General features: G+C 73.9%; 18 protein-coding genes. 11 read left to right on the top strand and 7 right to left on the bottom strand.

What is annotated here, in order from left to right; translation table 11 throughout:
• Positions 1-10: 10 nt before the first annotated feature.
• From ACZ4SV_RS23275 to ACZ4SV_RS23265, 3 genes are all read left to right on the top strand, one after another.
• Positions 11-256 (top strand): hypothetical protein, encoded by a 246-nt coding sequence (locus tag ACZ4SV_RS23275; protein WP_365883787.1) that lies wholly within the window; start codon positions 11-13, stop codon positions 254-256.
• A complete protein-coding gene (malQ, locus tag ACZ4SV_RS23270; protein WP_468006223.1) occupies positions 257-2365 on the top strand; it encodes a 4-alpha-glucanotransferase in 2109 nt (702 codons plus the stop codon).
• Positions 2366-2470: 105 nt separating this feature from the next.
• A complete protein-coding gene (locus ACZ4SV_RS23265) occupies positions 2471-2752 on the top strand; it encodes a hypothetical protein (RefSeq protein WP_365883785.1) in 282 nt (93 codons plus the stop codon).
• Positions 2753-2870: 118 nt separating this feature from the next.
• Here the strand turns inward: ACZ4SV_RS23265 and ACZ4SV_RS23260 are convergent, their stop codons facing one another.
• A complete protein-coding gene (locus ACZ4SV_RS23260; RefSeq protein ID WP_365873210.1) occupies positions 2871-3368 on the bottom strand; it encodes a MarR family winged helix-turn-helix transcriptional regulator in 498 nt (165 codons plus the stop codon).
• A gap of 107 nt (positions 3369-3475) precedes the next feature.
• Between ACZ4SV_RS23260 and ACZ4SV_RS23255 the strand changes: the two genes are divergently transcribed.
• The 3 genes from ACZ4SV_RS23255 to ACZ4SV_RS23245 are packed head-to-tail and all read left to right on the top strand — an operon-like array spanning position 3476 to position 6310.
• Positions 3476-4420, top strand: a complete 945-nt coding sequence (locus ACZ4SV_RS23255) for an EamA family transporter (protein WP_397939854.1) — start codon at positions 3476-3478, stop codon at positions 4418-4420.
• Positions 4421-4449: 29 nt separating this feature from the next.
• A complete protein-coding gene (locus ACZ4SV_RS23250) occupies positions 4450-5370 on the top strand; it encodes a DMT family transporter (RefSeq protein ID WP_468006222.1) in 921 nt (306 codons plus the stop codon).
• Between the two features lie 22 nt (positions 5371-5392).
• On the top strand, positions 5393-6310 hold the full coding sequence (locus ACZ4SV_RS23245; RefSeq protein WP_468006221.1) for a LysR family transcriptional regulator: 918 nt from the start codon (positions 5393-5395) through the stop codon (positions 6308-6310).
• Positions 6311-6384: 74 nt separating this feature from the next.
• On the opposite strand, the gene ACZ4SV_RS23240 is transcribed toward ACZ4SV_RS23245, so the two are convergent.
• On the bottom strand, positions 6385-7164 hold the full coding sequence (locus tag ACZ4SV_RS23240; protein ID WP_468006220.1) for a GntR family transcriptional regulator: 780 nt from the start codon (positions 7162-7164) through the stop codon (positions 6385-6387).
• The gene (locus ACZ4SV_RS23235; RefSeq protein ID WP_468006219.1) at positions 7161-7703 is read right to left on the bottom strand and encodes a GntR family transcriptional regulator; all 543 of its coding nucleotides are present in this window, start codon (positions 7701-7703) and stop codon (positions 7161-7163) included. The genes ACZ4SV_RS23240 and ACZ4SV_RS23235 overlap by 4 nt, the downstream gene beginning before the upstream one ends.
• Positions 7704-7975: 272 nt before the next feature.
• Between ACZ4SV_RS23235 and ACZ4SV_RS23230 the strand changes: the two genes are divergently transcribed.
• Positions 7976-9100 carry an adenosylhomocysteinase gene (locus ACZ4SV_RS23230; RefSeq protein ID WP_468006218.1) on the top strand — a complete coding sequence of 375 codons (1125 nt, stop codon included), beginning with the start codon at positions 7976-7978 and terminating at the stop codon, positions 9098-9100.
• A gap of 9 nt (positions 9101-9109) precedes the next feature.
• On the top strand, positions 9110-9655 hold the full coding sequence (locus tag ACZ4SV_RS23225) for an NUDIX hydrolase (protein WP_468006217.1): 546 nt from the start codon (positions 9110-9112) through the stop codon (positions 9653-9655).
• A gap of 59 nt (positions 9656-9714) precedes the next feature.
• On the opposite strand, the gene pepN is transcribed toward ACZ4SV_RS23225, so the two are convergent.
• The gene (gene pepN / locus ACZ4SV_RS23220) at positions 9715-12288 is read right to left on the bottom strand and encodes an aminopeptidase N (protein ID WP_365873200.1); all 2574 of its coding nucleotides are present in this window, start codon (positions 12286-12288) and stop codon (positions 9715-9717) included.
• Positions 12289-12401: 113 nt separating this feature from the next.
• Between pepN and ACZ4SV_RS23215 the strand changes: the two genes are divergently transcribed.
• Positions 12402-12920, top strand: coding sequence for a DUF1203 domain-containing protein (locus tag ACZ4SV_RS23215; RefSeq protein ID WP_468006216.1), 519 nt, complete (start codon positions 12402-12404; stop codon positions 12918-12920).
• A 107-nt stretch (positions 12921-13027) separates the two neighbouring features.
• On the opposite strand, the gene ACZ4SV_RS23210 is transcribed toward ACZ4SV_RS23215, so the two are convergent.
• Entirely contained in the window at positions 13028-13270 is a 243-nt protein-coding gene (locus ACZ4SV_RS23210; RefSeq protein ID WP_468006215.1) for a hypothetical protein, read from the bottom strand.
• A 306-nt stretch (positions 13271-13576) separates the two neighbouring features.
• Positions 13577-14596: an aspartate-semialdehyde dehydrogenase gene (locus tag ACZ4SV_RS23205; protein WP_365873194.1), complete on the bottom strand. Its 1020-nt coding sequence runs from the start codon at positions 14594-14596 to the stop codon at positions 13577-13579.
• Positions 14597-14929: 333 nt separating this feature from the next.
• On the opposite strand from ACZ4SV_RS23205, the gene ACZ4SV_RS23200 reads away from it, so the two are divergent.
• The gene (locus ACZ4SV_RS23200; protein WP_468006214.1) at positions 14930-15478 is read left to right on the top strand and encodes a sigma-70 family RNA polymerase sigma factor; all 549 of its coding nucleotides are present in this window, start codon (positions 14930-14932) and stop codon (positions 15476-15478) included.
• 418 nt (positions 15479-15896) lie between these two features.
• A complete protein-coding gene (locus ACZ4SV_RS23195) occupies positions 15897-16670 on the top strand; it encodes a hypothetical protein (RefSeq protein ID WP_468006213.1) in 774 nt (257 codons plus the stop codon).
• 84 nt (positions 16671-16754) lie between these two features.
• Here the strand turns inward: ACZ4SV_RS23195 and ACZ4SV_RS23190 are convergent, their stop codons facing one another.
• Positions 16755-20084: a S8 family serine peptidase gene (locus ACZ4SV_RS23190; protein ID WP_468006212.1), complete on the bottom strand. Its 3330-nt coding sequence runs from the start codon at positions 20082-20084 to the stop codon at positions 16755-16757.
• Positions 20085-20520 lie beyond the last annotated feature (436 nt).

The following is a 20520-nucleotide window of genomic DNA, read 5'->3' as shown; positions in this document are numbered from 1 at the left end:
GGAGGCCCCCGTGGCCGCACCGGTCCGACTCGCCGTCCCGGCCCCGTCCAAACCCGTGGCGGAGCCGTCCGCCGAGCCCCGCGAGGCGCCGCTGTCCGTGTTCAGCGCGGAGAGCGCCTGCGCCGAGGCACCGCTGACCAGTGAGCCGCCGCTGCCCGACGCCGAGCCGCTGACCAGCGAGCCCCCGCTCGCCGATGCCGCCGCGCTGACCAGCGAGTCCGACCCGGTCCCGGACTCGTACGCGCCGGGGCTGTAGATGGCCGCGGCTCCCGACGAACCCGCAGGACTGCTGTCCGCGGACCTCGCCCGGCTCGCCGGACTGCACGGGGTCGCCACCTCCTACCGCCCGGCCCCGGACCGCACCGTCCAGGTCCCCGCCTCCGCCGTGACCGCCGCGCTCGCCGCGCTCGGCGTCGACGCCTCCGGCCCGGACGCCGTACGCGCCGCCCTCGCCGCCCGGGAACGGGACCTGCGCGAGCGGCTGCTGCCGCCGACGGTCGTGCGGTGGGCCGGCGCCGAACCGCCCGCCGCGCTCACCGGTCTGCCCGCCGGCACCCGGCTGCGCGTGCGGACGGAGGACGGCGAGGACCGGGACACGGACGCGGACGCCGGCCTCCCGCCCGGCGTGCACCGGCTCACCGCGACCGCGCCCGACGGCCGTACCGGCGAGGCGTGGCTCGTCGTCGCGCCGGACCGGCTGCCCGCCCCGCCCGGCCGCTCCTACGGCCTCCTCGTCCAGCTCTACTCCCTGCTCTCCCGCCGCTCCTGGGGCATGGGCGACCTCGCGGACCTCGCCGAGCTGGCCGGCTGGGCCGGACGCACCGCCGGCGCCGGATTCGTGCAGGTCAACCCCTTGCACGCGGCCGTGCCCGGCACGCCCACCGACCCGTCCCCGTACCGCCCGTCCTCCCGCCGCTTCCCCGACCCCGTCCACCTGCGGGTCGAGGACGTCCCCGAGTCCGCCTACGTGGCGGACCGGGAGCGGCTGAGCGGACTGCTGGAGCGGGCCGCACGGCTGCGCGCCGCCGTGCTGGACAAGGGCGCCCTCATCGACCGGGACGCCGTGTGGGAGCTGAAGCGGGAGGCCCTGGAACTGGTGCTCGCGGTCCCGTTGGGGCCCGGCCGGCAGGCCGCCTACGACGCCTTCCGCGCCGACCACGGCCAGGCCCTCGACGACCACGCCACCTGGTGCGCCCTGGCCGAGGTCCACGGTCCCGACTGGCACACCTGGCCGGCGGAACTGCGCGACCCGCGCTCGGCCGCCACCGCCCGCGCCCGCGCGGAACTCGCCGGCCGGGTCGACTTCCACGCCCGGCTGGCCTGGCTCACCGACGGCCAGCTCCGGGCCGCCCAGCGCGCCGCCCGCGAGGCCGGCATGCCGGTCGGGATCGTGCACGACCTCGCCGTCGGCGTGCACCCGGCCGGCGCCGACGCCTGGGCGCAGCAGGACGTGTTCGCCGCCGGCATGTCGATCGGCGCCCCGCCGGACGCCTTCAACGCGCGCGGCCAGGACTGGAGCCTGCCGCCATGGCGCCCCGACCGGCTCGCCGCCACCGGGTACGCGCCCTACCGCGAGCTGCTGCGCGCCCTGTTCCGCTACGCCGGGGCGCTGCGCATCGACCACGTCATGGGCCTGTTCCGGCTCTGGTGGGTGCCCGAGGGCAGCCCGCCCACCGAGGGCACCTACGTCCGCTACGACGCCGACGCCATGCTCGCGGTCCTCGCCCTGGAGGCCGGCCGCGCCGGTGCGGTGGTGATCGGCGAGGACCTCGGCACCGTCGAGCCCGGGGTGCGCGAGACCCTCCAGCGGCGCGGGGTGCTCGGCACCTCCGTGCTCTGGTTCGAACGGGACTGGGAGGGCGACGGCCGTCCGCTGCCGCCCGAGCGGTGGCGCGCCGACTGCCTGGCCACCGCCACCACCCACGACCTGCCGCCCACCGCCGCCCGGCTCACCGGCGACCACGTCGGGCTGCGCGACCGTCTCGGGCTGCTCACCCGGCCGGCCGCCGAGGAACGCGCCGAGGCGACGGCCGACGCGGCCGAGTGGCTGGCCCTGCTGGGCAGTCTCGGCCTGCTGGACAGTCCGGCGGCCGGGCCGCCCGGCTCCGACGAGGAGGAGGAGATCCGGGCCGTCCACCGCTTCCTGGCGCGCACCCCGGCCCGGCTGGTCGGTGTCTGGCTCCCGGACGGCGCCGGCGACCGCCGCCCGCAGAACCTGCCGGGCACGTGGGACGAGTACCCGAACTGGCGGCTGCCGCTGGCGGACGGCGAGGGCAGGCCGGTGCCCCTGGAGGACCTGCTGGCCTCACCCCGTCTGCGCGGTCTGCTGGACGTCCTCAGGCAGCCCCCGCCGCCCGCCGGCTGACGGCCCCGCCGCGCGCCCGGCCCAGGGGCACCCGGAGCCGCCCGCGGGGGGTTCCTAAGGCACCCCGGGCGCGCGGCCCGAACCCCGGTTCGCTAACTTGAATGGGTGGACAAGAACAACGCCCTGCGCGCCGGCGCCCTGGCCGCCGGTACGACGCTGATGATGCTGCTCATGTCGTCCCCCGCGCTCGCGCTGGCCCGCGACGACGGTGACGACCCCGGCAAGGGCCTGAGCGTCATCCAGACGCTGGGCCTGTACGTGTTCCTCCCGGTGGTGCTGTTCCTGGTGATCGCCGGCCTGGTCATGGCGCTGGACAAGTCGCGGGCCAAGAAGGACACCACCTCGTCCAACATCGACGTCCGGCCCGACGCCCGGGCCAAGGCCTGACCGAGTCGTCGGCCTGTTCGCCGGGGGCGCCCGTCCTCCCGTCGGTACGCGCACGCGTACCCGGGTGAGACCGGCGCCCCCGGCGTTTTTCCGGTAGCCGCCCGCGCGACGCGCGCGGCTACTGCGCCGTCGCCGCCAGCAGCTTGCGCAGCAGGCCGGCCAGTTGGCCGGCCTCTTCGGCGTCCAGCGCGGCCAGCGCGGCGCCCTCCTCGGCCAGGCCGGCGGCCACCGCCTCGTCGACCAGCCGCAGCCCCTCCTCGGTGAGGGTCACCCGCAGACCGCGCCGGTCGTGCGGGTCGGGGGAGCGGCGCAGCAGCCCGGCGCCCTCCAGTTTGTCGAGCCGGCCGGTGGTGCCGCCGGTGGTGAGCATGAGGGTGGCCGACAGCTCGCGCGGCGAGAGGCTGTACGGCTCGCCGGACCGGCGCAGGGTGGCCAGGACGTCGAACTCGCCGCGCGCGATGCCGTAGGGCTTGTAGGCCCGTTCCATCCGGTCGCCCATCGCGCGCGAGAGCCGGAAGATCCGGCCGAAGACCTCCATGGGCCGGGTGTCCAGGTCGGGGCGCACCCGCGCCCACTGTCCGATGATCCCGTCGACCGGGTCTGACTGTGCGTGCATGGGCCGAGTATCGGCCCGCCTCCGCTTGCCCGCAAGAAAGGCACTTGACGCTAAGTAGCTTAGCGCTAAGCTACTTACGAGTGACCTACTCCTGGAAAGGCTCCGCCATGGCCGCCCGTCCCCGCGCCGCGAGCACCGCCGCCACCATCGCCGTCACCGCGCTCGCCCCCGTCTCCTGGGGCACCACCTACGCGGTCACCACCGAGTTCCTGCCGCCCGACCGGCCCCTGTTCACGGCCCTGGTCCGGGCCCTGCCCGCCGGCCTGCTGCTGCTCGCCGCCACCCGGGTGCTGCCGCGCGGCACCTGGTGGGCCAAGGCCGCCGTCCTCGGCGTGCTGAACATCGGCGCCTTCTTCCCGCTGCTGTTCGTCGCCGCGTACCGGCTGCCCGGCGGGATGGCCGCGGTGGTCGGCTCGGCCGGACCGCTGTTCGTCGTCGGCCTCTCCGCGCTGCTCCTCGGGCAGCGGCCGGCCGCGCGCACCGTGCTCACCGGGCTGCTGGCGGCCTTCGGCGTCAGCCTCGTCGTCCTGAAGGGCGCCGGGGCGCTGGATCTCACCGGGGTCCTCGCGGCCCTCGCCTCCACCGTGTCCATGGCCACCGGCACCGTGCTGACCAAGCGCTGGGGCCGCCCGGCGGGCGTCGGCCCGCTGGCGCTCACCGGCTGGCAGCTCACCGCCGGCGGCCTGCTCATCGCGCCGCTCGCGCTGCTGGCCGAGGGCGCCCCGCCGGCCCTCGACGGCCGTGCCGTGGGCGGCTACCTCTACCTCGCCCTGGCCAACACGGCCGTCGCCTACTGGCTCTGGTTCCGCGGGATCGGCCGGCTCACCGCCACCCAGGCCGGCTTCCTCGGCCCGCTCTCGCCGCTGACCGCGGCGGCCGTCGGCTGGGCCGCCCTCGGCCAGTCGCTCACCCCGGTGCAGACGGCGGGCATGGCGCTGGCGTTCGGCGCGACGCTGGCGGGCCAGCTCACCGGCCCCCGACCGTTCAGTTCCGCTGAAAAGACCGGTCGGAAAGATGCGATGGACCTGACGGTTCCGGCGCTGCGACGGTAGGGACACCACCGGACCCGGAAAGGCACCCTGTGACCGCAGTCGCGCACGAGACGACCCCCGCCGCCCCCGCCGCCCCCCGCCGGCGGGCCGCCGCCCCGCTCCTCGGCCTCGCCTGCGCCGCGCTCGCCACGGTCGTCTGGTCCGGCAGCTTCGTCACCTCGCGCGGACTGCACGACAGCGTCCCGCCCGTCCAGCACGCCTTCTGGCGATGGGTGATCGCCCTGCTCGCCGTCGCCCCCTTCGGCGCCCGGCGCGCCTGGCGGCAACGCCACCTCTTCCGGCGGCACGCCCGGTACGTCCTGCTCACCTCCCTGCTCGGCGTCACCCTCTACAACACCCTCGTCAACCAGGCCGGACTGAGCACGCCGGCCGCCACCATGGGCATGATCATGGCCGCCTCGCCGGTGCTCATGGCCGTCTTCGACCGGCTGGCCGGGATACGGCTCGGCGCCCGGCGCACCGCCGGGCTGCTGCTGGCCTGCGCGGGCGTGGCCCTGCTCGTCGGCGGCGGCGCCGGCTTCTCCCCGGGCACCCTGTGGATGCCGGCCGCCGCCTGCTGCTTCGCCGGCTACAGCGCGCTGCTGCGCCGCCGGCCGGCCGGACTGGACGGCACCGCCTTCCTGTTCGCCACCTTCCTCGCCGGCACCGCCTTCTTGCTGCCCGCGCAGGCCGTCAGCCTCGCCGTACAGGGCGGCTTCCGCCCTACGCCCGGCACGGTCCTGCCGCTGCTCTACGTCGGCGTGGCCTCCTCCGCGCTCGCCTTCTTCGCCTGGAACAAGGCCGTCGCCCTGATCGGCGCCACCCGCGCCGGCCTCGTCTACTACCTCCAGCCGGTCTGCGTGGCCGCCCTGTCCTGGGCGCTGCTCGGCGAACGCACCGGCCCGGCGGGGCTGCTGTGCCTGGCGCTGATCCTGGCCGGGGTCGTGCTGGGCGCGGGCTCCCGGCGCTGACGGCGGCGTGTAGCGTGCGCACATGACCGAGTGGGATCTGAGGAAGCTGCGGATCCTGCGCACCCTGCGCGAGCGGGGCACGGTCACCGCGACGGCCGAGGCCCTGCACCTGACCCCGTCCGCGGTCTCCCAGCAACTGTCCAACCTCGCCGCCCAGCTCGGCGTGGACCTGCTGGAGGCCCAAGGCCGCCGGGTCCGGCTCACCGACGCGGCCCGGCTGGTGCTGGCCCACACGGAACCGGTGTTCGAGCAACTGGAGCGGGCGGACGCGGCGCTGGCGGCGTACGCGCACGGCGAGGCCGGCGAGGTCCGCGTCGGCGCCTTCCCGACCGCCGTCCCCGCCCTGGTCGTACCGGCCGTGCGGGCCCTGCGCGCCAGCCACCCGCGGGTGACCGTCCGGGTCCGGGAGGCGGAGGCCGCGGAGGCGTATGAGCTGCTGGCCGCCGGGGACGTCGACCTCGCCCTGTCCCTGGCCGCCGAGGCGCCCGGCGCGGCCGATCCCCGCTTCACCCGCGTCCCGCTGCTCGCCGACCCGCTGGACGTGGCCCTGCCCCCGGACCACCCGCTCGCCGCGGCCCCCGGCCTGACCCTCACCGACCTCGCCGCCGAGTCCTGGATCTTCGGCGGCAGCGGCCCCTGGTCCGACATCACCCGCCGCGCCTGCGAGGCGGCCGGCTTCAGCCCCCACCAGGGCCACTCGGCCTCCGGCTGGACCGCGATCCTCGCCATGGTCGAGGCAGGCATGGGCGTCGCCCTGGTCCCGCGGATGGCGTCCGGCCGGCGCACGGGCGTGGTCCTCAGGGAACTGGGCGCCGACGGTCCGGTACGACACGTGGTGGCGGCGGTGCGCAGCGGTGGCGCCGCCGCCCCGGCGACCGCCAGGGTCCTCCGGGCCCTGCGCCGGGCGGCGGACCGGACGCCCGGGGGTGAGGACGCGTAGACGGGGCCCGCACCGCTGAGTCCGCCGTCCCCGCCGGACGGGCCGGCCGCCCGTCCGTCACCGGCATGCCCCGGTCACTCGCTTGTGAACTCGTACTGCAGTTCGTAGAGGTGCCCCGCCTTGACCATGACGGTGGCTTCGATGGGGCGGTCGTCGTCGCTGTACACGACACGCAGGGTCCGGAGCACCGGAAGGTCGCTCGGCAGGCGCAACGCCTGGTACTGCTCCTGGGTCGGCACGCGTGCGGAGACGCGGTCCACACTCAGGCGCGGGGGAAAACCGAGTTCGGCGAGCAGGGCGGGGGTACCGCCCCTGATCTTCCGCTTCTCCGCGATGGCGGTCCCTCTGGCGAGTGCCGAGGGATAGTACGACTTGACCAGTTCAACCGGCTCCCCGTCGATGGAGAGCACCTGGTGTCGCAGGAAGACCGTCTCGTCGTCGGCGATGCCCAGGACCGCCGCGATGTCGGCAGGAGGCCGGACCTCACTCACGCCGAGGAGGGTGCTGCGGGCTTCGCAGCCCGGCTTCCCGGCCTCGGTGAGCCAGCGGAAAGGCTCCCCGGCTTCGGCTGGAGCCATGTAGGAAGCGGGGCGCATGGTGCGCTGCCGATGCGCGCGGACGGTGACGGACGCTCCGGCACGACCGACCACGAGCCGCTCGTCCTTGAGTAGCTGAAGCGCCTTTTGAACGGTCGCGTTGGAGGCATTGAACCTCGCCTTGAGCTGAGCGGTTGACGGCAGGGCGGAGCCCGGCGCCAGGTTGCCGCTCATGATGTCGTCCCTCAGATCGGCGGCGATCCGCTCGTGCAGGGAGCGCCGGTCCTCGGTGCCGGTATCCGTAGTGGGCACGATCATCCGATCCGCATCTCGTAGCGCAGTCGCTGACTGTGGGCCGGCATGACCATCATGTCGACCTGAATGGGCCGGTCCCTGGCGTCCAGAGTGACCCTGCTCAGGGTGAGGACCGGCGCATCGGGGGCCAGTTGCAAGACGTCACACTCCTGCGCGCTGGGCAGTCGAGCGGTCACGTCCTCACGCACACGCCGCCCGATGTGGCCGAGTTCGGCCAGCAGGGTCACCGCTCCACCGGGGATCTTTCCTCTGCGGGCGAGAGGAGTCCCACGGGCCACGTCGGCGGGGTAGTACGTGTCCGTCAACTCGCAGGGCTCGCCGGAGAACTGAATGATCCGTCGGCGTACGACAACGGTCTCTCCCACGGGCAGACCCAGGAGAGCGGCGACTTCCTCCTGGGCAGGCACCTCCCCTGCCTGCACGATGCGCTGACTGCCCTCGCCGCCTCGCGCCGCGGCCTCGACTCCCCAAGCGTCGGGCTGCCCCTGCTCCCGTGGCGTCAGGTACGGCATCGAAGTACTGACCCACACGCTGTCGCCCACAGTGTCCTCCTGAGTCGGTCGCCGACCTTGTCGGTCTACACGGTAAGTGACGCACATCGGTGACGCCCTAACGAGTGAACCACCTTACTGCATTTCGCGAAAAGAGATATGGTGGCGACGATCGTGCAACCTGTAGCGAGGTGATGGTGCGGCATGTCTCTCTTACGGCAACGACGTTTTCCCCGCTCTCCCAGATCCGTCAGGGCCGCCCGGGTGTTCGTGCTCGAATCCCTGACACACAGGCGGTCTTCCGGCCGCATCGGAGGTTCGTGATGGAGGCAGGTGAAAGGGCACGGCTCGATGCGTACTTCACTCGCATCGCCTCGCGCTTCAGTCCTGCGGAGCGGCCGGCCGCCTTCCTGATCACACATCTTCTGCCCGAGCGACCGGCGTTCGTCCGAGGGGTGGCGTGTGTGACGGACCTCAGGGCGGTGCTGCCCAAACCGAAATCCGTGCATGGGGAGGCCCAGCGCGAAGTCGAGCGCAGCGGGCATGTGTGCGACAAGCTGTCCCGGGAACTGTTTGCCGAGTCGGACCGAGCCGTTCGGTACATCGAGACGCGGGCCGCGGGCCGGTCGGTGGTCCTTCTCGACGTGGGTGGCTACTTCGCTCCATCGATCGAGGAGGTGTGCAGCCGGTTCTCGGGCCGGATCATCGGTGTGGTGGAGGATACCGAGAACGGGCATCGCCGCTACGCCGAGCTGGGAAAACTGCCCTGCCCAGTCGTCTCGGTGGCACGCTCGCCGCTCAAGGAACCCGAGGACTTCCTCGTGGGACAGTCGGTCGTGTTCTCGACCGAGGCCCTCATGCGGAGCCGGGGCGACATCCTGCACGGCCGTACGGCACTCGTCATCGGGTTCGGCAAGCTGGGGTCGAGCATCGCCCGCCTGCTGCACGCCAAGGGCGTACGCGTGACGGTGTACGACGTCGATCCCGTTCGCCGTACGCAGGCGCTGTCCCAGGGCTTCACGGTGGCGCGAGCACTCGCGAACGGGCTGGAGGACGCGGGACTCGTCCTCTGTGCCACCGGAGCGCTCTCGTTAAGAGGCGAGGACTTCGGTCGGCTGCGCAACGGTGCCTACGTCGCCACCGTGACGAGCAGCGAGGACGAACTGGAACTGGCCGGCCTCGCCGACGTGTACGAGCGCACCCAGGTCGGCCCGCACATCACCCGGTACCTGACGACAGGGCACTACTTCTACCTCCTCAACGGCGGCAACGCCGTCAACTTCCTGCACGGCGCCAGCGTGGGGCCGTTCATCTTCCTGGTGCAGGCCGAGATAATCGCCGCTTCCGCAGTGCTCGCCGGTGGCGGACTCTGCCCGGGCATGCACGAGATCGGCCCGGCTGATCGCGCCACCATCGCCGCCACCTGGCTCGACTACTTCAACCAGTGAGGACGTACGGTGCCCATCACCGCCGACCACATCCGCGCAACCGTCGACGCGTACCTGCATGTCCGTCCGGAGGAGAAGGAGCGGCTCACCCGCATCACGGAACTCCTCGACGACCCGGTGGCGGACATCACCAGTCGCAAGGAGTTCCGGGGGCACGCTACGGCGGGAGCGGTCCTGGCCGATCCCACCGGACGAGTGCTGCACATCGAACACCTGGCCCTGAGGCGCTGGCTGCTGCCCGGCGGACACCTGGAACCGGGCGACGCCACTCTCCTCGCCGCAGCACTACGCGAGCTGACCGAGGAAACGGGCATCTCCGCCTCGGATGTCGTCCCGGTAGGGCGATGCCCCGTACACATCGACGTCCACCCGATCCCTGCCCATGCCGCCAAGGGCGAGCCTGAACACCGGCATTTCGACTTCCGGTTCATGTTCCGCACGGCCGTCGGCGTCGGTGAACTCCAGACCGAGGAGGTGACGGACGCTGCCTGGCGACCCGCTGACACGATCGAGGACGAGGCGCTGCGCGGCCGGGTACTCCTCGCCCTGCGCTGATCAGCCCGCGCACACGAAAGGGCGCCCGGTAAGGAAACCGGGCGCCCTGTCGGCGGTGGTCAGCCGGTCGTCGCCGCGTCCGCCGCCTGGGCCTTCAGGGCGCGTTCGACGCCCGCGCGGGACTCCGAGACCAGACGGCGCAGGGCCGCGGTCGGCTCGGCCGAGGCCAGCCACGCGTCCGTCTTGGCCAGGGTGTCCGCGCAGACCTGGACCGCCGGGTACAGGCCGACGGCGATCTGCTGCGCCATCTCGTGCGAACGGGAGTCCCAGACGCCCTTGAGGACCTCGAAGTACCGGTCCGTGTACGGCGCGAGCAGCTCCCGCTGGTCGGTCTGCACGAAGCCGCCGATCACGGCCTCCTGCACGGCGTTGGGCAGCTTGTCGGAGTCGACGACCGAGGCCCACGCCTCCGCCTTCGCCTCCGCCGTCGGACGGGCCGCGCGGGCGGTGGCCGCGTGCCGCTCGCCGGCCGCCGTCCGGTCCCGCTCGTACTCGCCCGCGATCTCCGGCTCGTCGTACCGGCCGACGGCCGCGAGCCGCTGGACGAACGCCCAGCGCAGCTCGGTGTCGACGGCCAGGCCCTCGATGGTCTGGGCGCCGTCGAGCAGGGCCTCCAGCAGGTCAAGCTGCTCCGGGGTGCGCGCGGTCGCCGCGAACGCCCGGGCCCAGGCGAGCTGGTGGTCGCTGCCCGCCTCGGCCGTGCGCAGGTGGGCCAGCGTGGCGTCGGTCCAGCGGGTCAGCAGCGCCTCGCGGGCGGCCGGGTCGGCGTACAGGTCGATGGCCAGCTTGACCTGGCGGTGCAGCGACTGCACGACACCGATGTCCGACTCCTTGCCGATGCCGGACAGGACCAGGGCGAGGTAGTCCCGGGCGGCCAGCTCGGCGTCCCGCGTCATGTCCCAGGCCGACGCCCAGCACAGCGCGCGCGGCAGGGACTCGGCGAAGTCGCCGAGGTGCTCGGTGACGACTGCCAGCGACCGCTCGTCCAGCCGGACCTTCGCGTAGGACAGGTCGTCGTCGTTGAGCAGGATCACCGCCGGACGGCGCCGGCCGGCCAGCTGCGGTACGGCGGTCAGCTCGCCGTCCACGTCCAGTTCGATCCGCTCGGTGCGCACCAGCTTGCCCGCGTCGGACAGGTCGTACAGGCCGATCGCGATGCGGTGCGGGCGCAGCACCGGCTCGCCCTGGGCGCCGGCGGGCAGCGCCGGGGCCTCCTGGCGGACGGCGAAGGAGGTCACGGTCCCGTCCGCGTCCGTCTCCACCTCCGGGCGCAGGACGTTGATGCCGGCCGTCTCCAGCCACTTCTTCGACCAGGTCTTCAGGTCCCGGCCGGAGGTCTCCTCCAGCGCGCCCAGCAGGTCGGACAGGCGGGTGTTGCCGAACGCGTGCCGCTTGAAGTACGCCTGCACGCCCTGGAAGAACTCGTCCTCGCCGACGTACGCCACGAGCTGCTTGAGGACGGAGGCGCCCTTGGCGTACGTGATGCCGTCGAAGTTGACGAGCACGTCGTCCAGGTCGCGGATGTCCGCCATGATCGGGTGGGTGGACGGAAGCTGGTCCTGCCGGTACGCCCAGGTCTTCATCGAGTTGGCGAACGTGGTCCACGAGTGCGGCCACTTCGAGCCGGGCGCGGCGGCCTGGCAGGCGATGGAGGTGTAGGTGGCGAACGACTCGTTCAGCCACAGGTCGTTCCACCACTCCATGGTGACCAGGTCGCCGAACCACATGTGGGCCAGCTCGTGCAGGATCGTCTCGGCCCGCACCTCGTACGCCGCGTCCGTCACCTTCGAGCGGAAGACGTACTGGTCGCGGATGGTCACCGCGCCCGCGTTCTCCATCGCGCCCGCGTTGAACTCGGGCACGAAGAGCTGGTCGTACTTCTCGAACGGGTAGGCGTAGTCGAACTTCTCCTGGAACCAGTCGAAGCCCTGCCGCGTCACCTCGAAGATCGCGTCCGCGTCCAGGTACTCGGCGAGCGAGGGCCGGCAGTAGATGCCGAGCGGCACCGACTGGCCGTCCTTCTCGTACACGCTGTGCACGGAGTGGTACGGGCCGACGATCAGCGCGGTGATGTACGTCGAGATCCGCGGGGTGGGCGCGAAGGCCCAGACGTTGTCCTTCGGCTCCGGCGTCGGCGAGTTCGAGACCACGGTCCAGCCCTCGGGCGCCTTCACGGTGAACCGGAACGTGGCCTTCAGGTCCGGCTGCTCGAAGGACGCGAAGACCCGGCGGGCGTCCGGCACCTCGAACTGCGTGTACAGGTACGCCTGTTCGTCCACCGGGTCGACGAAGCGGTGCAGGCCCTCACCGGTGTTGGTGTAGGCGCAGTCCGCGACCACCCGCAGGACGTTGCGGCCCTCCAGCAGTCCCGGCAGCGCGATCCGCGCGTCCTTGAAGACCTCCGCCGGGTCCAGGTGGTCACCGTTGAGGACCACCTCGTGGACGGCCGGGGCCACCAGGTCGATGAAGGACTCGGTGCCGCCGCGGGCCGCGTCGAAGCGCACCGTGGTCACGGACCGGTAGGTACCGCCCTCCTGCGCGCCGGAGAGGTCGAGATCGATCTCGTACGAGTCAACGGTGAGCAGCTCGGCCCGCTGCTGCGCCTCTTCGCGAGTCAGGTTTGTGCCAGGCACGCGGTCATCTCCTCGTTATGTGTCGGTTGCGTCATCCTTCCATGGGACCGACGGGGAACGCGATGTCCGGTTCCCGCCGGTGGGCGCGCCGCCGGAGCGCGACGCTTGCGGGTATGACGACCCACACCGCACGCCCCATCGCCCCGGCCGTCCTGGAGGAACTGCGCACGGCCGACGACGCGGGCCGCTCCCTGCGGCCGGTGACCGACCAGGAGGGCGGCGCCCCCTTGCGCTGCTGCCTGCGCCGCAGCGCCCCCGGGGAGCGGATCGCCCTCGTGTCGTACGCGCCGCTGCGCCGCTGGGCGGCCCGCACGGACGCCGACCCGGGCGCCTACGACGAGCAGGGCCCGGTCTTCATCCACGCCGAGGAGTGCGCGGGCCCTGACGGCGACGCCCTGCCGTTCACCAACTCCCACCGCACCCTGCGCCGCTACTCGGCCGACGGCCGCATCCTCGGCGGCCGGCTGGTGACGGACGCGGACGGCTTCCAGCCCGCCCTCACCGAGGCCCTCGCCGACCCGGAGGTGGAGCTGGTGCACGTCCGGGCGGTGGAGTACGGGTGCTTCCTGTACGAGGTGGGCAGGCCGCACGACGAGCACGGGCCGGCGGCGGACGGTCCCGGACGGGCGTGACCCGCCGCGGCCGGCCGGTACGCGGACGGCCGTGACACGCCGAGCCGGACGGGCGCGGGGCGCCCGTCCGGCCGGGGCGTGGCGGAGCCGGTGGTCCGCGAGCGCGCTCAGCTCACGACGATCACCACGACGCCGGTGCCGCCGAAGCCGCTGCGGAAGCCGTTGCCGAAGAAGTCGTTCCGGGCGAAGCCGCCGCAGTTGCCCCACCAGCCGCCGCAGCCGTGGTGGGCCGGGGCGGCCTGCGGGGTGGCCGCCGGAGCCGCGCCCGCCGTGCCGAGCACGGCGCCGCCGGCCAGCAGGACACCGGTCGCGGTTGCCGCGAACAGACGCCTCACACGTTGTGCTTTCATGGGCCTACCTTTCCTTCCACGCCCTCGCGGGGGGTTTCCGGTACGGGGGCGACGGCCGCTGCCGCGGTGCGCGCGGGCGGCCTCGGGGGACGGAAGGCACGGCCCGCGTTCCCTGTGCTGCCGGGGCCCGGTGCCCCGGCACACGCCCGCCGGCGGGCACACCGCCCGGCCGCGCTCCTCCTCCCTCACGCTAGCCCCGCGCCACCGACTCGGCATCTCGGCCGGAGGGCGGCCACGGAAAACCGTGGCCGCCCTCGTCGGTGTGCAGGCGCCGGTGTCGTACGCGCCGGCGTGCGCGTCGCGTCGTTACCTCGCCGACAGCTCCGCCGCCACCAGCTCCGCGATCTGGACCGCGTTCAGCGCGGCGCCCTTGCGGAGGTTGTCGTTGGAGATGAACAGGGCCAGGCCGTGGTCCACCGTCTCGTCACGGCGGATGCGGCCGACGTACGACGGGTCCTGGCCGGCCGCCTGGAGCGGGGTCGGGATGTCGGAGAGCGCGACGCCCGGCGCCCCGCCCAGCAGCTCGACGGCGCGCTCCGGGGAGATCGGGCGGTCGAACCGGGCGTTGACCTGGAGGGAGTGGCCGGAGAACACCGGCACGCGCACGCAGGTGCCGGACACCTTCAGCTCCGGGATCTCCAGGATCTTGCGGGACTCGTTGCGCAGCTTCTGCTCCTCGTCGGTCTCGTTCAGACCGTCGTCGACGACCGAACCCGCCAGCGGGAGCACGTTGAAGGCGATGGTGCGGGCGTAGACCTGGGGCTCGGGGAAGTCCACCGCGGCGCCGTCGTGGGTCAGCTTGTCGGCCTCGGCCGCCACCTTCTGCACCTGGCCGTGCAGCTCGGCCACGCCCGCGAGGCCCGAACCCGACACCGCCTGGTACGTGGCGACGACCAGCGCCCGCAGGCCGGCCTCCTCGTGCAGCGGCTTGAGCACCGGCATCGCGGCCATCGTGGTGCAGTTCGGGTTGGCGATGATGCCCTTGGGGCGGTCGGCGATCGCGTGCGGGTTCACCTCCGAGACCACCAGCGGCACCTCGGGGTCCCGGCGCCAGGCCGAGGAGTTGTCGATCACCACGGCGCCCTGCGAGGCGACCTTTTCGGCCAGCGCCTTGGAGGTCGCGCCGCCCGCGGAGAAGAGCACGATGTCCAGCCCGGTGTAGTCGGCGGCCGACGCGTCCTCCACCGTCACACCGTCCAGCACGGTCCCGGCCGAGCGGGCCGAGGCGAACAGGCGCAGCTCCGTGACCGGGAAGTTCCGTTCCGTGAGGATCCTGCGCATGACCGTGCCGACCTGACCGGTGGCTCCGACGATTCCGACCCTCACGGCGACTCCCTCTGCTGTGTCTCTTGCCTGACCGGGGCGTTTCCATCATGCGGCCGACCCCGGTCCACCTGTCCAATTCTTTGCCGGACGTGCCCGAGGAATGGGACACGCCCGGCCCGCGGACGGTTCCGTACCTGCGCCGGGCAGCCCGCCGGGCTGGAGGAATTCCCTCCCCGAGGGCCCCGCGCCGGAAGCTGTGCTGTCCCGGCCCCTGCCCGTCCGGTCCGGCGGCCATACGGCGGTGTGACCTACGTCTCCGCGTCCGGCCGCCGTGGACCGAACGTTTCCGCCCGGTGGCGCGTCGTAGGGGCAAACGCGTGAGGGGGGTGGCTTGTGCTGCGCGGAACGGCGCGCCGTGACCAGGGACCGTCCGCCGCCGGCCCGGCGCGGGCCGGCGGCGATCCGCTGGACGCGGCCCAGGAACGCCGGGTGCGGGCGGTGCTCGCGCTGGGCGGGGTGCCGCAGTCGGACCTGCCGGACGGGGTGCAGCAGGTGCGGCTGCGGCTGCTGGAGCGGGCCGCGAGCGGGCGCGAGGCGCCGCGGGACGTGGCGGCGTGGGCCGCGGTCGTCGCCTCCAACCTGGCGATGGACTGGCACCGGGCCAAGCGGCGCCGGGAGCGGCTGGGGGAGCGGCTGGCCGCGCTGCGCGAACCCGCGCATCCCTCCGGGGAGGAGACCAGCCTGCTGTCCCTCGCCGTCGCCCGGGGCCTGGACGAACTGCCCGCCGCCCAGCGGCAGGTGGTGGTGCTGCGCTTCTTCGCCGACCTGCCGGTGCGGGCCATCGCCGCGGAGCTGGGCGTTCCCGAGGGCACGGTCAAGAGCAGGCTGCACACGGCGGTCCGCGCACTGCGCGACCGGCTGCACGAGGACGAGGTGGTGTGACATGACCGCCGGACACGACGACACGCGGGGCACCGGAGCCACGGAAGGACACGAATACCGCGACGGCTTGGCCGGGCACCGCCCGGAGCGGGGCACCGGGGCCGGGGAGCGCCCGGCGCACGAGGAACGGGACAGCGGGACCGGGCCGGCTCCGGAGCACGAGGGACCGGGCGGGACCGAGGCGCGTCCGGAAGGCGAGGGGCCGGGCGGCGGGGCCGAGATGCGTTCGGAAGGCGAGGGGCCGGGCGCTGGGGCCGTGGAGCGTCCGGAGTTTGAGGGGTCGGGCGGGATCGAGGCGCGTTCGGAGCGCGAGGAACTGGGCGGCGAAGCCGTGGAGCGTCCGCAGCGGGAGGGGCCGGGCAGCGGGGCCGAGGGGCGTTCGGAGTCTGAGGGGCCCGGCGGTGGGGTGGATGCCCTGATGGTCGCGATCACCGGGGAGTCGCCGCCGGAGCGGGTCCGCCGGGACCCCGCTTTCCGCGCCGAGCAGCAGGCCGCCGAGGCCGATCTCGCGCTGCTCCGGGACCGCCTGGCGTGGCTGGCCGAGGCGCTGACGGGAGAGGCGGGCGAGGACGCGGTCGCCGGTGGGACGGCGCGGCCGGCCGGTGGCACCCGGCCGTCCGGAGCGCGGCCGCACCGCCCCCGGGACCGCACCCGCCCCGCCGGCCCGCCCCGCCGCAGGCCCGCGCGGCGGACGGCTCGGGTCGCGTTCGGGGTGCTCGCCGGGGCCGCCGTCTTCTGTCTGGCCCTGGGCCTCGGCCGGCTGGCGGCCTCGGGCGGCGGAGTCGCACAGGACGACGGCGCGGCGTCGGCCAAGAGCGGCACGAGCGCCGCGGACGGCGGGCGGCCGGCCGACCCGGCACGCGAACTGGCCTGCTCCCGGCTGGTCGTGGAGGGCACCGTGACCCGGGTGGAGCGGCAGGCGGAGTCCTCGTCGAGCCGGGTCACGCTGTCCGTGAGCCGCTCCTACCGGCCCGCGCACGGCCCGGCGGACGTGGCCGTCCTGGTCGACGCGGACGCGCGGCCCGCGCCGCGCGCGGGACAGCATGTGCTGGTCCGGGTGGCCCGGGGCGAACGGTCCGCGGCCCTGTGGGCCGTCGGCGACGACCGCGTGGCCGCCGCGCGCGCCTGGATCACCGACGCCCTGCCCGGCTCCCGGGACCTGGCCTGCCCCGCCGAGGACGACGCCTCGTGAACGGCGGCGCCGGACCGCAGAAGAGGGGCGGGCGTCCGTCCGGACCCCCGCCCCTCTCCCGGTGCGCTTGCGCGCGTCACCCCGTTACGGCGTGACCTTGCCGATCCTCACGCTGCCGGTGCCGGCGACCGTGCCGCGCGCGTTCACCAGCTGCACCCGGCCGAAGAACTCGCGGCCGGCCGGTGCCTCCGCGGCGGCCGTGACCTGGCCGCTCACCGTCGCCGAGGCGCCCGTGCCCAGCTTGACCGGGGCCGAGCCGTCGACCGTGACGGAGCCGAGCGCGGTGGAGAAGAACACGTCCCGGTAGTCGTAGTCGGTCGAGCCGGACGGGACGGAGTAGCCCACGACCTCGACGGTGTAGGTGCCGGCGGCCGGGGACGGCACGGAGACCGCCTCCTCCGAGTCGCCGTCGGCGGACTTGCCGACCTCCTTGCCGGACGCGTCGTACACCGCCAGGTCCAGGTCGGCCGCCGCGTCCGAGACGCCTCCGATGGCGACGTCGAGCGAGGTCGCGCCGGCCGGGACGGCCACCGTGGTGGTCTGCGTCTGGCCCTCCTTGACGGCCGGGCGGGCCGACTGCGCGGAGCCGAGCGGACCGCCGGTCAGCTTGCCGTCCAGCGGCGCGTAGGCGTTGGTCACCTTCCAGGAGGCGGTGACCGGCGTGCCCACGCGGGCCTCGGGCACGGTGACGGTCTCCGGGTCGAAGGCCGCGCCGAGGACGGAGACGTCCAGCCGGTAGGGGTTGTCGAGCAGCGGGGAGGTGCGCCGGGACTCGACCTCGACCTCCCAGACGCCGGCCTGCGGGGCGGCGTAGGAGCGCACGCCGGGCTTGCAGCCGTTGCCGTCCAGGTAGTTGCTGTAGCAGTACGGCGTCGAGGTGTTGTCGGACGGGACGCCGTAGGGGTGGACGGCGATGAACCGGGTCTGGCTGCCGTCCCGCAGCCCGCCGAGCGCGACCTCCAGCGACGTGGCGCCCTGGGGCACGGTCAGGAAGTACGACCGGGTGCTGTTGCGCTGCACCGAACCGGACGCCGCGTAGGTGTACGTCACCGGGTCGGCGACCACGACGGTGGTCAGGACCTGCTTGTCGACGCCCTCCGTCCTCGGGTCGTCGACCTCCAGGATCGCGCTCTTGAGGCCCGCGGAGGACGGGGCCGCCTGGACCTGGACGGTGACCGGCCGGTTCAGCGGGAGCCGCACCACGTCGTCGCCCACGACCCGGAAGGTGTGACCGGCGTTGTTCTCGAAGTGCAGCTCGTGCCGGACGGCCTGGTCCGGGCCGGAGGTGCGGGTGAGCGTGAGGGCGTAGGTCTTGCGCTGCCCCGCCTTCAGGCCGCCCTCGCGGTCGTACAGGCCGGTGCCGAAGCCCGGGGTCTCCAGGGCGTCGTCGAGCGCGGTGTCGACCGGGGCCTTGACCGTGTACGCGTGGGCCGTGGCGCCGTCCCTGACGGACTCCCAGGCGTCCACGACGTTGATCAGGCCCGCGCCCTCCTCGTACGCCTGCGCGCCCTTGATGTGGTCGGCGGTCGAGGTCAGGGCCGTGCGCAGGGTGGCGGGCGGCAGGTCGATGCCCTTCTGCTTCGCGGCCGACAGCAGCAGCGCGGAGGCGCCGGCGGCCTGCGGCGAGGCCATCGAGGTGCCCTGGAGCATCGAGTACCCGGCCGGCAGCGCGTAGCCCGCCTCGGCGACCGGGGAGCCGGGCAGCCAGGTCTGGGTGGTGTTGACGGCGGCGCCGGGCGCGCTCAGGGTCGGGGCGAAGCCGCCGTCCTCACGCGGGCCGCGCGAGGAGAACGGCATCATGGCGTACTTCTTCTCCACCGCCGAGCCGTAGTTCGCCGCCCAGGTCGCCTGGGAGATGGCCGCGCCGACCGAGATCACCTTGTCCGCGAGACCGGGGTCGCCGATGGTGTTGGCGCCGGGTCCGGAGTTGCCCGCGGAGATCACCAGTTGGACGCCGTAGGTGTCGATGAGCCGGGTGTACAGCTCGGCGCGCGCGTTGTTGCCGTCGTTCAGCGCGGGCAGGCCGCCGATCGACATGTTGACGATGTCGACACCGCGGTGGGCGACCAGGTCGATCATGCCCTCGGTGAGCGCGACGTTGGTGCAGCCGCCGGTCCAGGTGCAGGCCCGCGAGGAGACGATCTTCGCGCCGGGGGCCGCGCCGTTCATCCGGCCGCCGAACAGGCCGTGGGCGGCGGTGATGCCGGCGACGTGGGTGCCGTGCTCGGACTCGATGACCCCGATGTTGACGAAGTCGGCCTTCTTGCCGACCCAGTCGCCGCCGTAGGGGTCGGTGGGCACGTCCTTGCGGATCTGGACGACGAACGGCTGCCGCTCGGCGACGTCGGTCTTCGGGTCGTCGGTGCCGAACCAGCCGATCTGGTGGTCCTCCCGGTACGGCTTCATCGGCGTGTCGTCGGTGAAGTCGAAGTCGTTGTCCAGGTCGACGCGGACGGTGCCGGCGGCCGGGTCGTACAGCACGCCCCAGGCGTCGGTGGTGTCGCCGTCGCGGTTGGCGTCGCCCTTGGCGTCGCCGCCGGCCGTCGCGGACTCCCGGAACAGGCTGATCTGGTAGTCGCCCGCGGGCGCCTTCCAGGTCGCGCCGCCGTAGCCGAACGACGGACCGCTGACCGGGTTCGTCATCCGGCGCCAGGTGCCGTCGCCGTCCAGGATCGGGTCGGTCGCGGTGACCCAGTCGGTGATCTTCCGCTCGCCCGTGGTGGTCTTCTGCAGCGCCGGGTGGCCGAGGTCGACGCCGGAGTCGAGGATGCCGATGGTGACGCCGCGGCCGTCCGCCTTCGGGTGCCCGGCGACGAAGTCGACGGCGCCGGTCTCGAAGGAGGGGTTGTACGGGTTCTCCGCCGGGGTGTTCCGGCCCGGTGCCGGATAGGTCCTGGCCGCCGTGGCGGACCCGGCGGCGGCGCCGGCGTCCGGCACCGGGTCGTCGAGGGGTATCTCCCGCCGCAGGTCGATGGCGTGCACGGAGGACAGCTTCGCCGCGGCCGCGATGGCCGCGTCGGCCCTGCCGGTGGGCACGGTGGCGCGGACGTAGCCGACCCCGTCGTCGCTGTGGCCGACGGAACCGCCCTCGACCGCGTCCAGCTCCGCGGCCACCTGCTCGGTCCGGCCCGGCGCCGTGGCGATCATCATCGTGACGTTCTTCGCGCCGTCGGCCTTGGCCTCGGCGAGCGTGTCGGCGTCGTCCGCGCCCAGCTTGGCGTGGGCGGACTTGGCGCCGGGACCGGCGTCGGCCGGGGGGCTCTGCCGTGCGTCGAGCGTCGGGTGCGCGTCCGCGGCGAGGGCCAGGGGGACCGGGCCGGCCGCGCAGAGGGCGGCCGTCACGCCCACGGCCACGGCTATCCGGGTTAGGCGTCTGTGGCCGGGTATGGAATCACGCTCGGGGGTGTGGGTCATCGGCATCCCTCAGGTAGCGAGAACGAGCGGACGGGAGCGCTCAGCCTGGCCGAAGGGGCCGCGGTTTGGGGTTCGTTGACCGAATCGAGATGAACGTATGGGGAAAACCCGCGATGGCCTGCGGGCGGATCGGGCGTCGATGACCCGGTTTGCGCCCGGTTCTCCCCGCGGTGCCTGGTGACCGGTTACCGATGTCGGGGTCCGGGTCCGGGTCTGGGTCCGGAGAGTCCAGGGCCGGCCGGTCCGGGTCCGGCGAGTCCACGGCCGGCGGGTCCGGGTCCGGCGCCGCTCGTCGGTGTCCCGCCGCGGTGCCGCGCGGCGGCCGTGGTCTAACGCCCGCCGCGCGGACGGCTCCCGGGCCCGCCCTGCCCCGGCGGATGAACGACGCGTGACCGCCCGCGGACCGGCCGCGTGCCACTGCGTGACCACACCCGGT

It is taken from the genome of Streptomyces sp. NPDC027672 (genome assembly GCF_055566335.1).
The sequence above is the reverse complement of the archived record's forward strand: the minus strand, read 5'-3'. Positions and strand labels throughout refer to the sequence as shown.